15 protein-coding genes are annotated in these 15254 nt (G+C 70.2%); 6 read left to right on the top strand and 9 right to left on the bottom strand.

All coding sequences use genetic code 11. The features are described 5' to 3' along the window. Window positions 1–52: 52 nt before the first annotated feature. The 6 genes from NS2_RS07385 to NS2_RS07360 form a co-directional block, all read right to left on the bottom strand. Window positions 53–1741: a DUF2339 domain-containing protein gene (locus NS2_RS07385; protein ID WP_422395182.1), complete on the bottom strand. Its 1689-nt coding sequence runs from the start codon at window positions 1739–1741 to the stop codon at window positions 53–55. Window positions 1742–2446: 705 nt separating this feature from the next. After that, entirely contained in the window at window positions 2447–3262 is an 816-nt protein-coding gene (locus tag NS2_RS07380) for an alpha/beta fold hydrolase (RefSeq protein ID WP_052086004.1), read from the bottom strand. 42 nt (window positions 3263–3304) lie between these two features. Then, window positions 3305–3955, bottom strand: a complete 651-nt coding sequence (locus NS2_RS07375; protein WP_033085954.1) for a DUF1707 SHOCT-like domain-containing protein — start codon at window positions 3953–3955, stop codon at window positions 3305–3307. A gap of 109 nt (window positions 3956–4064) precedes the next feature. Further along, complete coding sequence (locus NS2_RS07370; RefSeq protein ID WP_096490912.1) at window positions 4065–4727, bottom strand: response regulator; 663 nt, start codon at window positions 4725–4727, stop codon at window positions 4065–4067. A 40-nt stretch (window positions 4728–4767) separates the two neighbouring features. Beyond that, the gene (macS, locus tag NS2_RS07365; RefSeq protein ID WP_081985654.1) at window positions 4768–5952 is read right to left on the bottom strand and encodes a MacS family sensor histidine kinase; all 1185 of its coding nucleotides are present in this window, start codon (window positions 5950–5952) and stop codon (window positions 4768–4770) included. Beyond that, a complete protein-coding gene (locus NS2_RS07360) occupies window positions 5936–7114 on the bottom strand; it encodes an AI-2E family transporter (RefSeq protein WP_370737274.1) in 1179 nt (392 codons plus the stop codon). Before NS2_RS07360 ends, macS begins: the two co-directional genes overlap by 17 nt. Before the next feature lie 218 nt (window positions 7115–7332). Here NS2_RS07360 and NS2_RS07355 point away from each other — a divergent pair, with 218 nt between their 5' ends. Next, window positions 7333–7962 (top strand): VOC family protein, encoded by a 630-nt coding sequence (locus tag NS2_RS07355; protein ID WP_155239036.1) that lies wholly within the window; start codon window positions 7333–7335, stop codon window positions 7960–7962. A gap of 9 nt (window positions 7963–7971) precedes the next feature. Here NS2_RS07355 and NS2_RS07350 read toward each other — a convergent pair whose 3' ends face one another. Next, complete coding sequence (locus NS2_RS07350; RefSeq protein ID WP_261772264.1) at window positions 7972–10668, bottom strand: ATP-binding protein; 2697 nt, start codon at window positions 10666–10668, stop codon at window positions 7972–7974. Between the two features lie 160 nt (window positions 10669–10828). On the opposite strand from NS2_RS07350, the gene NS2_RS07345 reads away from it, so the two are divergent. Beyond that, window positions 10829–11185: a VOC family protein gene (locus NS2_RS07345; RefSeq protein ID WP_033085907.1), complete on the top strand. Its 357-nt coding sequence runs from the start codon at window positions 10829–10831 to the stop codon at window positions 11183–11185. A gap of 25 nt (window positions 11186–11210) precedes the next feature. Continuing rightward, a complete protein-coding gene (locus NS2_RS07340) occupies window positions 11211–11645 on the top strand; it encodes a YdeI/OmpD-associated family protein (RefSeq protein WP_033085949.1) in 435 nt (144 codons plus the stop codon). A gap of 50 nt (window positions 11646–11695) precedes the next feature. On the opposite strand, the gene NS2_RS07335 is transcribed toward NS2_RS07340, so the two are convergent. Both NS2_RS07335 and NS2_RS07330 read right to left on the bottom strand, forming a co-directional pair. Next, on the bottom strand, window positions 11696–12004 hold the full coding sequence (locus NS2_RS07335) for a helix-turn-helix transcriptional regulator (protein ID WP_052086002.1): 309 nt from the start codon (window positions 12002–12004) through the stop codon (window positions 11696–11698). Beyond that, window positions 12001–12684, bottom strand: coding sequence for an AraC family transcriptional regulator ligand-binding domain-containing protein (locus NS2_RS07330; protein ID WP_081985653.1), 684 nt, complete (start codon window positions 12682–12684; stop codon window positions 12001–12003). The genes NS2_RS07335 and NS2_RS07330 overlap by 4 nt, the downstream gene beginning before the upstream one ends. Window positions 12685–12858: 174 nt before the next feature. Here NS2_RS07330 and NS2_RS35865 point away from each other — a divergent pair, with 174 nt between their 5' ends. The 3 genes from NS2_RS35865 (at window position 12859) to NS2_RS07320 (ending at window position 15135) form a co-directional block, all read left to right on the top strand. Then, window positions 12859–13032 carry a hypothetical protein gene (locus tag NS2_RS35865; RefSeq protein ID WP_155239035.1) on the top strand — a complete coding sequence of 58 codons (174 nt, stop codon included), beginning with the start codon at window positions 12859–12861 and terminating at the stop codon, window positions 13030–13032. Between the two features lie 66 nt (window positions 13033–13098). Continuing rightward, the gene (locus NS2_RS07325) at window positions 13099–14253 is read left to right on the top strand and encodes an MFS transporter (protein WP_081985652.1); all 1155 of its coding nucleotides are present in this window, start codon (window positions 13099–13101) and stop codon (window positions 14251–14253) included. 18 nt (window positions 14254–14271) lie between these two features. Then, window positions 14272–15135, top strand: a complete 864-nt coding sequence (locus tag NS2_RS07320) for an alpha/beta fold hydrolase (protein WP_036545447.1) — start codon at window positions 14272–14274, stop codon at window positions 15133–15135. Window positions 15136–15254 lie beyond the last annotated feature (119 nt).

The raw sequence follows: 15254 nt of genomic DNA, 5'->3' as shown, positions 1-15254 counted from the left end.
AGACCGCGAACGCCCGGCCGAATCCTCGGCCGGGCGTTCGTTTTTCGATCGCTCACGGAGTGGGCGGGCGCGAGTCCAGATCGGCGAAGGCCCGCGCGTAGCGGGTGCCCACCAGCAGGAGCAGGACACCGACCACCAGGAAGGCCGCCGCGCGGACCAGGCCGTCGAGGGTGGCCAGGTCGAAGAGGAACAGCTTGGCCAGGGCGGCCGCGGTGACCAGCAGCCCCGCGCCCAGCGCGACCTTGGCCCGCTGCGGGCTCCGGCTCAGCCGGCGCAGACCGAAGAGCAGGGCCGCCGTCGCCGCGGCCATCCAGACGACGGTCGCGATGGCGTGACCGGCGCGGAAACCATTGGGATCACCGGTGGCGACGCCCAGCGAGACCGTCAGCACCGTCACCGCGTACAGCCCGCCCATACCGGCGAACACCGACAGGACGGTGGCATCGGACTCCCGGTCCAGCAGGCCGAGACGACGTCCGCTCCAGCCCGCCACCACCAGCACCGCGAGGATCGCGAGCGCCGAGAGGGCGGTCGACATGCCCAGGTGTGCTTCGGCTTCCGACTGCGCGGCCAGCGTCGCGGGGTCGGCCCGGAAGGCGAAGGTCAGCACGCCGAGCGCGCCGTAGCCCGCACCGATGCCCGCGGTGATTCGCGACCGCTGCTGACCGGCCACCGCCAGGAAGCCCATGGCGACCACCGACAGCGCCAGCGGCAGCGTCTGCACCCGGGTGACCCCGATGCACGCCTCCAGCAGCGCGAAGGCGCCCGCGAGCCCGGCCACCACGGCCAGCTGCCCCGGAATCTGCAGCGCAGCTCCGAGTGTCGGCAGCCAGGGCAGCGCGGCCACCACCAGCAGCACCGCCGCGACGGCGGCCGACACGATGACCGATCCGGTGCGCCCGAACATGATCGGCGCGGCCAGCATCGGGACGACCGCCGCCGCGAAACTCAGGCTCGCCGCGATATCCCCGGCCCGCTTGCGCACCGCGAGCACCGCGCCCACCAGCCCGGCGATCGCGATGACAATGGCCGCGGCCAGCACCTGAAAGCGATCCGAGGCCGGAGTCCGGTCGGTATCCAGCCCCAGCGCCGAGGCGGCCACCGCCACCAGCGTGGCCAGCACCGCCGGAATCGTGCGCACGAAGTGCAGGCCCGGCCAGTCGCGCACCGATTGCACCGGGAGCGCGGCGATCTGCAGCACGATGAGGAAGCCCAGCAGCGCCAGTTCGGTGGTCACGAACGGCGCCAGCAATGCCGCACCCAGCATGACCATCACCGCCAGCGCCTGCGACCGCCACTGCACCGCCAGCGCCACACCCCCGGCCGCGATCCCCAGCGCCACCACATATCCCACCACCGGATGCAGCCAGTGGTACATCGTGGTCATCGCGATGACATCCAGGTATCCCCCTGCGATACCGGTGGCCGCCAACGCGATTCCCCCGACCCGTCCGCCCGCCTTCGCATTGACCCGCGTCCCCGAGAACACCAGCGCACCCGAGAACAACGCCCCGGCAACGACTCTCGGCACCGGCCCGAAGAACCCGGCCTGCGCCGCCAGCACCAGCAGCATGACCACGCCGATGAGCGTGACAGCGACACCGGCAACGGCCAGCACCCGGCTGATCACCCCTTCCCGCTGCCACCACGGCGCACGAATCGGCCGCGCATAGGCGCTACGCCGCTGCGGCGGAACCGGCGGCATGGGCCGATACCCGGGCTGCGGCGCACCGGCGGCCATCCACCCGGGCCGCGCCGCCCCCGCGCCCCCCGGAATGCCCTGTCCCACAGGCGCTCCCATGCCGATCGGCCCAGCACCCGGTGCCGAGCCCGGACCCGCGACCGCTCCGGTGATCGGCGCAGGCACCGGCCCCCAACCCGCGGCAGGCGGAATCGGCGGAGTCGGGCCCATCGTCCCGGCGGGGGTGGACCAGGTGGGCGCGGCCGGCGGCTGCGGAATCGGCCCGGCGGCAGGGATATTCGCGGACTGTGCCGCCGCAGCCGCCGCGGATACCCCGCGCGCGACTACCGGATGCTCGCCGCCCGGGACCGGGGATGCCCATGGAGTCGCTTCGGGAACCGGCGGGATCGCCGAAGTCGTCGGCGGGATCCCGCCGGGTACCGGAGCCGGGGCGGGCTGCGCGGCCGGGGGCATGGATTCGCCCGTCACCGGTGGTGCGGTGACGGGTGGGGTGGTTCGAGTGGGTGCGATGCGGGCGTTTTCCGCGATGACCTGGCAACGCAGGGTGTCGAGGTCGCGGCCGAGGACGTTCAGGCGCTCGCCGAGCGAGGTGAATTCAGTCGACAGCCGCGCGATCAGGCGAGGATCGATGGCGAGATTCATGTCCGCCATACTCTCGACCTGGGCGTTCGGTCACATGAGTAGAAACACCCGGGCTACGCCCGATTTGTACCCCACTTCGGCCCTATCCGGGCGGGGCACCGGTCAGGCGGGGCGGGCGGGGGCGATGGTGCGGGCGATGGCGGCGTGGATCTCGGCGGTGATGAGGTCGGGGGCCTCGAGCATGGGGACGTGACCCAGGTCCGGCAAGCGGCGCACGTCGACGGAGGGGGTCGAGGTGAGCGGCAGGTAGACGTGGGGCGGGAGGACTCGGTCGTTCTCCGGCAGCAGGATCGTGGTGGGCAGGTCGAGTTCGGCCAGGCGGGTGAAACCCGTTGGGAGCTCCGGGTCTTCGGCCAGGTCGTCGACGATGGCGCATTCGGTGATGGCCGCGGTCATGGCCTTGGCCAGAGGATTCGGGACATCGGCGGGCCGGTTGGCGAGCAGCGGGAGCAGCAGGCTGCGCAGCAGGGAGGGCATGGTCGGCCGCTGACCGGGGCCCAGTCCGATGAGCGGGCCGAAGGCGCGGAACTTGCGGAGCAGGGAGTCCGCGGCGGCGGGGGTGCGCCACAGACCGGCCGGGGCGATGGCGGTGCAGGAGCGCGCGCGGCCGCGGGCGGCGAGTTCCAGGGCGATCCAGCCGCCGAGCGAATTGCCCGCGATATGCGCTGTCTCCCAGCCGGATTCGTCGAGCAGGCGTTCACAGTGGTCGACCAGGGCGGCGACGGTGGCGGGGCGAACAGCCTCGGGGCCGCCCCAGTGGCCGGGCAGGGTGGGGGCCAGGACGCTGTGTTCGGCGGCCAGGTCGTCGAGGACCGCGCCCCAGGACTGCCAGGTCAGCAGGACGCCGTGCAACAGCAGCAGCGGTTCACCGTCGCCGGATCGATGCACAGCCTCCGGAACCTCGACGCCTTCCACCATACAGGTGACCTTACCGGCCGGAATCGATTGCCGCCGGGCCGGTCACGCGCCGTTGAGGAAGCGCTTCCAGTTGGTTCCGAAGGGCTGCTTGGCTTTCACGGAACTGAACCGCAGCGTGCCGTGCACGATGATGTGCAGGCGGCCGATGGGCGGGCCGGTGCGCACCTTGGTCTCGGCGCTGGACCCGATCAGATCGATGTGATTCAGATCGACGGTGGCCTCGGGCGGCACGATCAGCTCCAGCGAGCCGCAGGTGTCGTTGACGTGGATCTCCACCACCTGGGTGGACATCACGGCCTGGGTGAAGTCCAGTCGCACGCTGCCCAGCAGGCTGGTGATCATCAGTGTGGGCGGCACCTGCCAGGCGCCCTTGCGTTCCACACTCGACAGCCGGGCGCGAATCACATTGCCCGGCACCGCCGGCGCCATCCGCTGCGACGGCACGTACCGCGGCTGCCCGGTGAACGGCTGCGGCTGCGGGTAGCCCATCGGCGCGGGCTGTCCGACCAGCCGGACGCCCGGCAGATCGACCAGCACCGTATTGAGTTCGCCGCGGGTCTTGGCCGCGAGCGCGGTGTCCATGCGCTCGGTGAATTCCCCCAGCGACAGCATGCCCAGCCCCACTGCGCGCTGCAGCAGTCGGCCGACATGTTCGCGTTCGACATCAGATACCCGTAGATCCCGGTCGCCGATCACGGCGTTGCCGGTAGCGATCGCGGAAACCGCTTCAGGACCTCCCATGCCATCGAGGCTAACCAGCCCGGGCCCCTCCCCGCATCAGGGCAATCCCTGATCCGCGCCCCTATTCGAGGCCCTGTTCGATGGCGTAGCGGGTCAGCTCCACGCGATTGCCCAGTTGCAGTTTGCGCAGCGTGGACTGCACGTGGTTCTCGACGGTGCGGTGGCTCAGGCCCAGCCGGGTGGCGATCTGCTTGGCGGACAAGCCCTTTGCCACCATGCGCAGCACATCGGTCTCGCGGTCGGTGAGGGCGGGGCGGTGGGGTTCGTCGCGGTCGGGGGGCGTATTGGCGATGCGGCGGAATTCGCCCAGGACCAGTCCGGCCAGGCCCGGGGTGAATACGGCCTGTCCGGCGGCGGTGGCGCGCACGGCGTCCAGGAGCTCGGTGGCGGAGGCGCTTTTCACCAGGTAGCCGATGGCTCCGGCCTTGATGGCGTCGAGCACGTCGGCGCGTTCGGCCGAGGCGGAGAGCACCAGCACCCGGGTGCGCGGCGAGACCCGCAGCACCTCGGCGGTGGCGTCCGCGCCATTGCCGTCGGGCAGCTGCATGTCCATCAGGACGACGGCGGGCTGCACGGCCTGGGCGCGGGCGCCCGCGGCGCGCACGCCGTCGGCGGTGGCGACCACGTCGAATCCGGCCTCGACGAGATCGCGGGCGACGCCGTCGCGCCAGATCGGGTGGTCGTCGACCACCATCACGGTGATCGGCCGCGCTGTTTCGGTCATGGTCGCCTCCATTCTCATTGTCGCGATTCGCGGGGCACGGTCAGCGCTCGAGCGGTACCCGGAATTCCCACTCCGCACCGGCCCCTTCCTCGCCCTCGACGGGCGTCGCCTCGAACAGCAGCTGGGCGGTGCCGCCCAGCGCGGCGACCCGGCCGACGATGGACCGTGAAACACCCATGCGCCCTTGGCCTTCCGCTTCGGCGAGGCGGCCGGGCGGGATGCCGGGTCCGTCGTCGCGCACGCTCACGATCAGCTCGTCGCCGGTATCCTCCAGCAGCACATAGGCTTTCGCGCCCGGCCCGGCGTGCTGCACCACATTGGCGAGGGCGGCGGCCACGGCGGCGGCGAGCTCGCGGGCGGCCCAGCGGCCCAGTGGCACCGGATCGCCCGGGGTGGAGACGAACACCGAGGGCGTGGCTTGGGCGGTGAGCAGAGGCCGCAAATCCTCCTCCGCTCCCCCGGTATCGGGTCCCGCGCCCTGTTCCGAGATGAGCACCCGCAGCGCCACCTCCTGCTCGCCCGCGCGCTGTGCCAATTCCGCTGTCGGACCGCCGATCTCGTTGCCGCGGCGCTTGATGTAGCTGAGCACCTGCAGCACCCCGTCGTGCACCTCGCGGGCCAGGCGTTCGCGTTCCTGGGCGGCGGCGGTGAGCCGGACGGCGCGTTGCAGCTGGGCGTGGGCGCGGCGGGCGGTGTTGGAGGCCAGGCCCAGGGCCAGACCGGTCGAGATGAGCACGGGCAGGGTGGTGTCACGCCAGACGTCGAAGTCCCATTGTTCGCGGGTGGTGATGACGGCGGCGGAGATGAGCAGTCCGGAGCCGATGCCGCCGAGCGGTCCCCGCAGAATCGCCGCGGAGACAACGGCATTGGCGGCCCACAGGGTGGTGGGCAGGGTCTGGTGACCGTGGTACCAGTCGAAGGGCGCGACCAGCCGGGTGGCGAAGATCAGGGCGATCACCACCACGTGGTCGCCGATCACGACGGCGGTGCGCACCCGCGGATGGTGCCGAATCCGCCACTGCGACAACAGCACCGCCGAGATACCGGACCACACCACCATGATGGCGATCAGAAACCAGCTCAGCCGCTGATTGGTGTAGTACGGCACCGAGGCGACCTGCTGGCCCACCGCGTACAGCAGCGTGACCAGCCGGAACGCCTGCACCGCGCGCCACAGCGGCGCGGACGCGGCCCAGTCCGGGTCGGTGTCAGTCCCCGGTGTCACCGGAAGGCTTCGGTGCCGGGTCGTCGTCCTGGACCGCCGGGACCCGAACCAGCGGCTCGTCCGGTTTATCGGGTTCGGCGTGGTACATGGGGTCGTGTGGATCGCCCGTATGCAGTTCCTGATACGCCTCTTCCGGCGAATCGGCCAGCAGCGAGCGGATGGCGGTATTGAGCACCGCCACGAACGGCACCGCGAGCAGACCGCCCGCCAGCCCCGCCAGCACTACCCCCGCGGCAATGGCGAGCACCACGGCCAGCGGGTGGATGCGCACGGCGCGGCCCATCAGCAGCGGCTGCAGCACATGGCCTTCCAGCTGCATGACCGCGATGGTGATGCCCAGCACGATGAGCGCGGTGACGATGCCCTTGGTCATGAGCGCGATGAACACCGCCACCGACCCGGCGATGAAGGAACCGACGATCGGGATGAACGCGCCGATGAACACCAGCGAGGCCAGTGGAAGCGCCAGCGGCACATTGAGAATAGCCAGGCCCGCGCCGATGCCGATGGCGTCCACGGCCGCCACCATGACGGTGGCCCGCACGAATCCGGTGAGCGTCCCGAATCCCAGCACCCCCGCGGTCCGCACCCGCTCCCGATGCTTGGTGGGGACGATGCGGGTGACGAACTGCCAGATCTGCTCCCCGCCGTAGAGGAAGAAGATGAGGATGAACAGCGTCAGGAACGCCCCGGTGAAGAACTCGCCGATGACCGTGGCAGTGGTCAGCGCCCCATTGGTCAGCGCGTCCTTGTTGGACTCGACGGTCTTGACGATGGTGTCGCCCGCATTGCGAATCTGATCGTTGCTCAGGTGCAGCGGCCCGTTGATCAGCCAGTCCTGCACCTGGTGCACCGACGTCTTGAACTCGTCTGACAGCTGCGGCACGCCGGAGACGAACTGCTCCACGACGAACGTCATGATCCCGGCGAGTATCCCGAGCGCCCCGACCAGCGTCACGAACACACCGATCGCCCGCGGCACCCCGAACCGCTGCATCCAATTGACCAGCGGCGCCATCAGCGCCGCGCCGAGCAGCGCGATCGACATCGGAATGGTGACCGTCGACAGCTTCCGCGCCAGGTAGGCCACGGCCAGCACCGCCGCGAAGATGATGAGCAGCCGCCAGCACCACTCCGCGGTCTGCCGCACGATCGGGTGCACGGCCTCGCCATCCTGGCGGCGCAACCCGCCGGACTTACCGGACCCGCTGGACGTCGCCTGCACCTCGCTCACGCAGCCGAGCCTAACGGCCGAAACCTCCCCGGGCATGTAGCCGCGATCCAATCGGGCCGAGCGTCTCTTCCACGGTCTCGACTCAGTGGTGGGTTCCGTGGTCGGCACGGATGTGAGCGGGGCGGCCCGTGCCTAGCGTTATGAGCATGGAAATCAACGCGAACATCAGCACCGACATCAACATTCAGCTGGAGGTGGCCGATCCCCAGGCCGCCGCCGCGATCTATGACGCCGCGTTCGGACTGGGTGACCGGGTCGGGTTCCGGGCCGCGGCGGCGCCGACGACCGGGTTCCGTGGATACATCTTGTCGCTGGTGGTGTCGCAGCCCTCCACCGTCGACAGCCTGATCGGCACCGCGGTCGACGCCGGGTTCACGGTCCTCAAGCCCGCGAAGAAGAGCCTGTGGGGGTACAGCGCGGTGGTGCAGGCGCCGGAGGGGACGATCTGGAAGGTCGCCACCTCGAAGAAGAAGGACGTGGGCCCGTTCACCCGCGAGATCGACGACCTGGTGTTGCTGATGGGCGTGGCGGATGTGAAGGCCAGCAAGCAGTTCTATGTCGATCGCGGCTTGACCGCGACCAAGAGCTTCGGCGGCAAGTACGCCGAGTTCGCGAGCCCGGACTCGACGGTCACCCTGGCCCTGTACCCGCGCAAGGCCGCCGCCAAGGAGGCGGGGGTCTCCCTCGAGGGGAGCGGATCGCATCGCATCGTCATGGACAGCGGCATCGGTTCGTTCGCCGACCCGGACGGGTACGTGTGGGAGGCGACGGCCTGAGCTCGATGATCAGGAACCGTTTTCGTCGAGGAGGGCGGCGGCGCGCTCGACGATCGGAGCGGCTATCGGGTTGCCGGACACCGTGGTCCGGGCCGCGGCGACGAAGCCGCGGGCATCCGGATGGCCGGCCAGCACGGCGGCTTCGGCACGCAGGGCGGCATACCAGTGTCGCCAGATCCAGACGGTGCGCTCGTCCAATGCGTCCGGCTCGGTGGCCATTCCGGCCAGTGCCCGTTCGGGTTGCCCACGGTCGAGCAGCATGATGGCCTCGAAGACGGCGCGGTAGGCGACCTGATGGCCGAACGTGCCGCCGAGGGCGTCCACGATGGCGAGCCACTCGGCGCGTGCGGCGTCGTCACCGCGCAGACCGTGGGCCATCGCGACGGCCGCGGCGGCCGGGGCGAGACCGGGGACGGCGGGGCGGCCGGAGAGTTCCCAGGAATCGACGAATCGTCCACTGCCGGCGAGTACTTCATCGAGATTGCCGAGCAGGGCGTCGACGACCAGGAGCGCCGAGGTGGCGAAATCGCCGCGTTCGGCCAGCAACGGCAGGTCACTGAGCTGTTCGGCCCAGCGGCGGGCGCCCTGGAGATCTCCGACTCCGATACCGATATCGGCCGCCTCGGACAGCGCGTTGACGCGCTCGAGGGCGCTGGCGGGCGTCAGCGGCATGGCGGTCAGCAGGGCGACTCGCCGACGGGTGGTGTCGGCGGCGGCGAAGACGTCGCCGTACCAGAGCTGGGCAGCGGTGAGGGCGTCGAGTGCGGCGCTGCGGGCGAGCGGGTCGCCGGTGCCATCGGCCAGTTCCACCGCTCGTCGCGCGAGCGAGATCGCCACGGTGGCAGGCGTTTCCGATTCCGGCAGGTCGGTGCGTGCGAGATCGGCGGAGGCGACACCGCATTCGGCGAGGGCGACGGCGGCCAGTGCCGCCGGGTCCACGCCGGCGAGTTCGCGCGCCCGCGACAGCAGCGCCGCGGCCTCGCCCGCCGCGACGGGCCGGGTGAAGGTGTCGGACATGCGGTAGACGGTGATCGCGGCGGTGGCGAGATCCCGGGCCGACGCCGCGGAATCGCCCGCGCCGCCGATGGTTTCGGCGGCGGCACGGTAGAGCCGATACATGTCCCCACCACACATCCGGCAACCGGCCACCTCGGCGGCGCTCCGCAAGGCCGCGGCGGACGCGACCGGGTCATCGGTGAGTGTCGCCGCCTGTTCGTAGCGCCGCTGCGATTCACCGATCAGGTTTCGGGTGAACGTCAGCCGCGCCAGCGAAATCGCCAGCGCGTGCGCGTCGACCCGGCGTTCGGGCAGCGCCGCGGCCCAGGTCAGTGCGGCGCGCATATCGTCGGCGGCGGCATCGAACGCGGAGCGCCATTCACGGGTGGCCGGTGCGGGATCGGCGACCAGCCTGTCGGCGGTCGCGGCACACCAATTCAGATGGCGCACGAGGACTTCGTCGATTTCACCGGCGGCGGCCAGTTCCTCGCGTTCGTATTGGCGGATGGTCTCCAAGGCCCGGTACCGGGTGCCGCGCGCGGAACGCACCACGGTCAGCAGACTTTGCTCGGTGAGCCGACCCAGCCCGTCGGCGACCGCGATCGGGTCCAGGTCCGGCGATCCCGCCACCGCCATGGCGTCGGCGGCGGTGAACGGCGCGACGAATACCGCGACCCGGCGCAGCACGCACCGGTCCTCGGCGGTCAGCAGCGCCTGGCTCCAATCCAGCATGGCCCGCACGGATTGATGCCGTTCGTCGGCCCGGCGGCCACCGACCAGGAGCCGCAATGGATCCGCGAGACTCGCGCCGAGCCCGTCGAGCCCGAGGGTGGGCAGCCGGGCGGCCGCGAGTTCGATGGCCAGCGCCAGCCCGTCGAGCCGTCCGCAGATCTCCCGCACCTGGTCCAGCTGTTCGAAGTCCACGGGCCAGCCCAGCGCCGCGGCCCGATCCGAGAACAAGGCGACGGCGTCCGCGGAGTCATCGCCGAGCGACAGCGGCGGCACCGGGAAGACCTGCTCGAACGGCACCATGAGGCGCGCCCGGCTGGTGGCCAGCACGGTCACGTTCGCACACTGCGCGAGCAGGTTTTCGATGAACGGCGCCACCCCGTCGCGCAGATGCTCACATTTGTCGAGCACCAGCAGCACCCGGCGCTCGCCCAGCGCGGCGGGCACCGAGTCCTCGAGACTGCGCCCTTGCTGCTCACCGAGTCCCAGCGCCCGTGCCACCGCGGCCCCGGCCATCGCCGGGTCGGTCACCGGCACCAGGTCCACAAACCATGCGCCGCCGGTGAATTCGCCGGCCAGGTCCGCGGCCACGGCCAGGGCGAGCCGCGTTTTGCCGACTCCGCCGGGCCCCAGCGCGGTCACCTGCCGGTGCGCCCGCACCGCCTCGCGCAACGCGCCGCGTTCCCGCTCACGGCCGACGAACGAGGTCGGCGGCGCGGGCAGCGCCATTACCCCCGCCGGTGCGACGCGGCCCGCCGCGCCGCTGTCCTCCGCCTGCACGAACTCTGCCGCCCGGGCGGCCAGCGCCCGCCGATCCGCGACCCCGATCTTGCGCAGCAGTGAGGACACGTGGGTCTCCACGGTGCGGACGGAAATGAACAGCTGCGCGGCTATTTCGGCATTGCTGCGATGCTGCCCGACCAGGGCGAGCACCTCGGCCTCACGATCGGAGATCGCGACGACCGGCTTCGACTTCGACACGTCCACATTCTCACTTACGGCCATTTCGCACGTGCGCGAACACCTTCGGCGGGCATCTCAGTGGCACGCTCCGTGGTCACCACGGATGTCACGCGGTCGCGCCGCAAATACCGTACTTCCCATACCGACCAGCACCAACGCCGGAAATACAGGAGTGCACATGACCGCCACCGCAGCCAAGGGCATCAAGACCGTGCTGCATCCCGTCTCCGATCTGGCCGCGGCCACGGCCGTGTACACCGCCCTGTTCGGCGTGCCGCCGCAGATCGAAGGCACCTACTACGTCGGCTTCGAGATCGACGGCCACCACATCGGCCTGGTTCCGGACGGCGGCCCGCAGGCCATCACCACCCCGGTCAACTACTGGGAAGTGCCCGATATCGAGGCCAAGCTGGCCGAGCTGATCGCCGCCGGCGCGACGGTGAAGCAGGCCCTGCGCGATGTCGGCCAGGGCCGCCGAGTCGCCGAGGTCATCGACCCCGACGGCAATATCCTCGGCCTACTCCAAGATCGCTGAACGACCGCACGACAGGAGCATGACCATGAAATTTCGGACCCACGTGGAACCGCCCGAGCCCATGCGGGGCCTGGAGGTTCCGCCCGAGGTGGTCGCGGCGCTCGGCGAGGGTGCGCGCCCGCCGGTGACGATCACCATCAACGGGCATTCCTGGCAGAGCCGGGTCGCCATCATGCGCGGCCGCCACCTGCTCGGCCTCAGCAATGCCAACCGGCAGGCCGCGGGTGTCGAGATCGGCGAGGAGGTCGAGGTGGAGCTGGAACTCGACACCCAGCCGCGCGTCGTCGTCGAGCCCCCCGACTTCGCCCGCGCCCTGGACGACGACCCCGCCGCCCGCGCCGCGTACGACAACCTCTCCCACAGCCGCAAGCGCCAGCACGTGCACGCCATCGAGAGCGCGAAGCAGCCCGACACCCGCCGACGCCGCATCGAGAAGGCCATCGCCACCCTGCGGGGCTAGGAGCGCCTCGGTGATCTCACCGTCGGTCAGGTTGTGGAGATCGCCGGAGGTCAGGCTCGGCGGTCCGGTCGACCGGTGGCCTGACGACGGAACGCGTCCGGCGTGTGTCCGGTCCAGCGGAGGAAGGCTCGCCGCAGCGCGCGGGCGTCGACGTAGCCGACGCGGGCGGCGATGGATTGGACGGGAAGATCGGTGTCGCGCAACAGCTCCGCGGCCCGGCGATGGCGCATCGCCTCGACCTCCGCGCGCCAGGTGGTGCCGACCTCACTCAGCCGGCGTTGCAGGGTCCGGGGGCCGATGGCCAGACGCTGTGCGACGCGACCGAGGTCGAGCTCACCCTCGGCGAGGGCCGCGATCATGGCGGCATGGAGCTTGTCCTGCCAGTTGGGAGCCGATCGGACGCGGCGATGTTCAGTTCGGCGTGATTGCGCATCAGCTGTCCCAGGTGCGGGTCGAGCCCGGTGGGCAGAGCGACGACATCGAGAAAGGTGATCTCGGAATGCCGAGCGCCGAAGTCGATACGGCCGGTACCGAATTCGTCGACCAGGTGCGTGTAGCGGTGCCGGGCACGATGGCTGAACGCGACCCGCACGGGCGTCAGGTGCTGCCGGGTGGCCTCGCGCACCTGCCGCAACATGGTCGAGAGCACGAACTCCTCGACGGGAGCCAGCACCATCTCGGGTTCGACGGTTGCCGCGACGCGGATGGTGAGCAGCCCGCCGTCCTCCAGCACTTCCCACCCGACGCTGGGATCGGTGACCACGGCCCGCAATTCCATGACGGTGCGCAGGCTCTCGGCCAAGGTCGCCCGACTGGAGAACAGGTCGCCCCAGACAGATAACCCGACCTGGCCGGCCTCCGCGGTGGCCAGCAGGCCGGAGCCGGCCCCGGCCGTGGCGTCGATCAGTTCCCATATCCGCCAGACCGATTCCGTGGGCACCCGCAGCAAGCCGTCGCCGAGTACCGCCGGGTCCAGGCTCGTGGCGTGCGCGAGCTGCACGGGCGTCACGCCAACCCGCAACGCGGTCGCCCTGATCACCTGCGCGTGCCCCCGCTCCGGCCGCCCCTAGATTCATGAACACGAGCGGATCCGACGCAATCGCGGAAGAAGAGCGCGCAGCCGGGAATCAATTCGAGGAACCTAACCGTTCATAGCCGTATAAACGGTTAGATGCTCGTGGAATCCGCTGTCCGACAGAACGAAAGGCCGACCATGACGACGCCCAAGCAGGTACATCAGCCGGGGCAATCTCGATCACGACGATCGGGTGTCCCTGTTCCGCGCGAGACAGTTCTGGAGGCGGTCGCGAGCCTGCGCGAGCGGATCGCCGAGCTCGAGGGTGAGAACACCGCATTGCCCGCCGCCGCCGCGGGACAGCCCGGCTGAGCGTCCTCGACTCGATCACTACGCATATTCACTTGGGAGACAATCCCTTTCATATTGGAGACAGCCATGCGACCGGAACGGATCGCTTGGGCGGGGCTCGCGGCCATGACCGTGTCCTTCGGCCTGAACTTCACCATGGGCGTGTTCTTCGCCCCCACCGCCGCCCAGTACGGCATCAGCGCGGCCGCCATGGCCATGGCCGCGGCTCTCGGCACCACCGTCACCGGCCTGGCCCAGCATCCGATCGGGCAGCTGCTCGACAGCATCGGGGCCAAGGCGGTGCTGGTCGGCGGGCTCACCCTGATATCGGGCAGCTACCTGGTGCTGTCGGTGGTGGACCGCACCTGGGAATTCGTCGCCGCCTACATGGTGCTGGGCGGACTGGGTTTCGCGGCCTCGTCCACCCTCACCGTCACCACGCTGTTGGGCCGGGTGCACGGCAACCAGGCCGGACCGGCGCTCGCGCGGGCCGCGCTGGGTATAAACCTGGGCCAGCTGATCACTCCGTGGGCCGCCACCGCCTTGTTCGACCCCATCGGGGTGCGCGCCACCTACGCGGTGCTCGGCGCGATCGGTCTGGCGGTGACCGCCTACCTGGCCCTGCGGCTGCCCACCTGCCCGGGCGCCGGCACGCCCGCGGGCGGCGCGGAGTCGCTGCGCGGCCGCGGAAAGCTGCTGTCGGCCTTCGGATTACATGCCGCGACGCTATACGTGGTGATCCTCATGCTGCCCAAGCACGCCACCGAACTGGGCTGGAGCATCACCGACGCCGGCCGCCTGGTCGCGCTCGCCGCGCTCTCGGCGGGTCTGACCTCGGCCGCGCTGGTCCGGCTGCTGCGCACCTATCGGCCCGAAAACCTGTTGCGGGCACTGTATCTCGTCCGCATCGCCGCGTTGGTCCTGGCCGTCTTCGTCCCCGGTCCCGGGGTGCTGATCGCGGTGGCGATCCTGTTCGGCGCGGCATCGTTCCCGATCGTGCCGCTCACCATGGCCGTCATGTCGCGCGGCCTGGACCCGGCGCGCATGGGCCGCACCCTGGCCCCGGCCTGGATCACCCACCAACTCGCGGCTGCGGCCGGTTTGGGCGTCGCCGGCGTGATCCATGCCCAAACCGATAGCTACCGAGGATATTTCGCCCTCGGACTGATCTTCAGCATCGCCTGCGTGGCGCTGCTGACCCCGGCCCGCACACCCCGGGCCGAACTCGCAACCACCGTTTAGCCAGATCGAGGAAAGAACATGACGAACGCGGTCCGCCACCACACCGTGCAGATCCAGGACCTGGACGTGTTCTACCGCGAAGCAGGCGATCCGGCCAACCCGACTCTCGTACTGTTGCACGGCTTTCCGTCCAGCTCAGCAATGTTCCGCAACCTGCTGCGCGAGCTCGGCGACAGCTACCATCTCATCGCTCCCGATCACATCGGCTTCGGGCAGTCCGCCATGCCGCGGGTGGACGAATTCGACTACAGCTTCGACAAACTCACCGAGATCACCACCGAACTGCTCGACGCCCTCGGCCTCGACCGCTTCGCCCTCTATATCCAGGATTACGGCGCGCCCATCGGTCTACGGATCGCCTCCCGCGATCCCGAACGCGTCACCGCGATCATCTCCCAGTCCGGCAACGCCTATCTCGAGGGCTTCACCCCCTTCTGGGACGTGCTGTTCGCACACGCCAAGAACCGCGCCACCAACGAGGCCGATGTCCGCAAGCTGCTCGAACTCGACGCCACCGAGTGGCAGTACACCCATGGCGTCCCGGCCGACCGCCTGGCACTGGTCAGCCCCGACACCTGGACACTGGACCAGGCCCGCCTGGATCGCCCCGGCAACAAGGAGATCCAACTCCAGCTGTTCTGGGACTACCAGTTCAACCTCGACGGCTACCCCGCCTTCCAGAAGTACCTCGCCGAGCACCGTCCCCCGGTCCTGATCACCTGGGGTGAACACGACGAGATCTTCGGCGCCGACGGCGCCCGCGCCTACCTGCGTGACCTCCCCGACGCCGAACTGCACCTGCTCGACGCCGGCCACTTCGCCCTCGAAACCCACGGCCCCGAGATCTCCGCGCTCATCCGCGATTTCCTCGGCCGAATCTGAAACCCCGACGACCGGCGCCCGGCGAGCCGCCCGACGGCCGCCGGGGTCGCTCGCTGCGGCCCCGCGGGAGCGGGACCGCTAGATTGGTGATCGTGTCAGCGCCCCTGGAAGCGGTCAAA

The sequence above is a fragment of the Nocardia seriolae NBRC 15557 genome, assembly GCF_007990715.1.
Lineage (GTDB): Bacteria > Actinomycetota > Actinomycetes > Mycobacteriales > Mycobacteriaceae > Nocardia > Nocardia seriolae.
The sequence above is the reverse complement of the archived record's forward strand: the minus strand, read 5'-3'. Positions and strand labels throughout refer to the sequence as shown.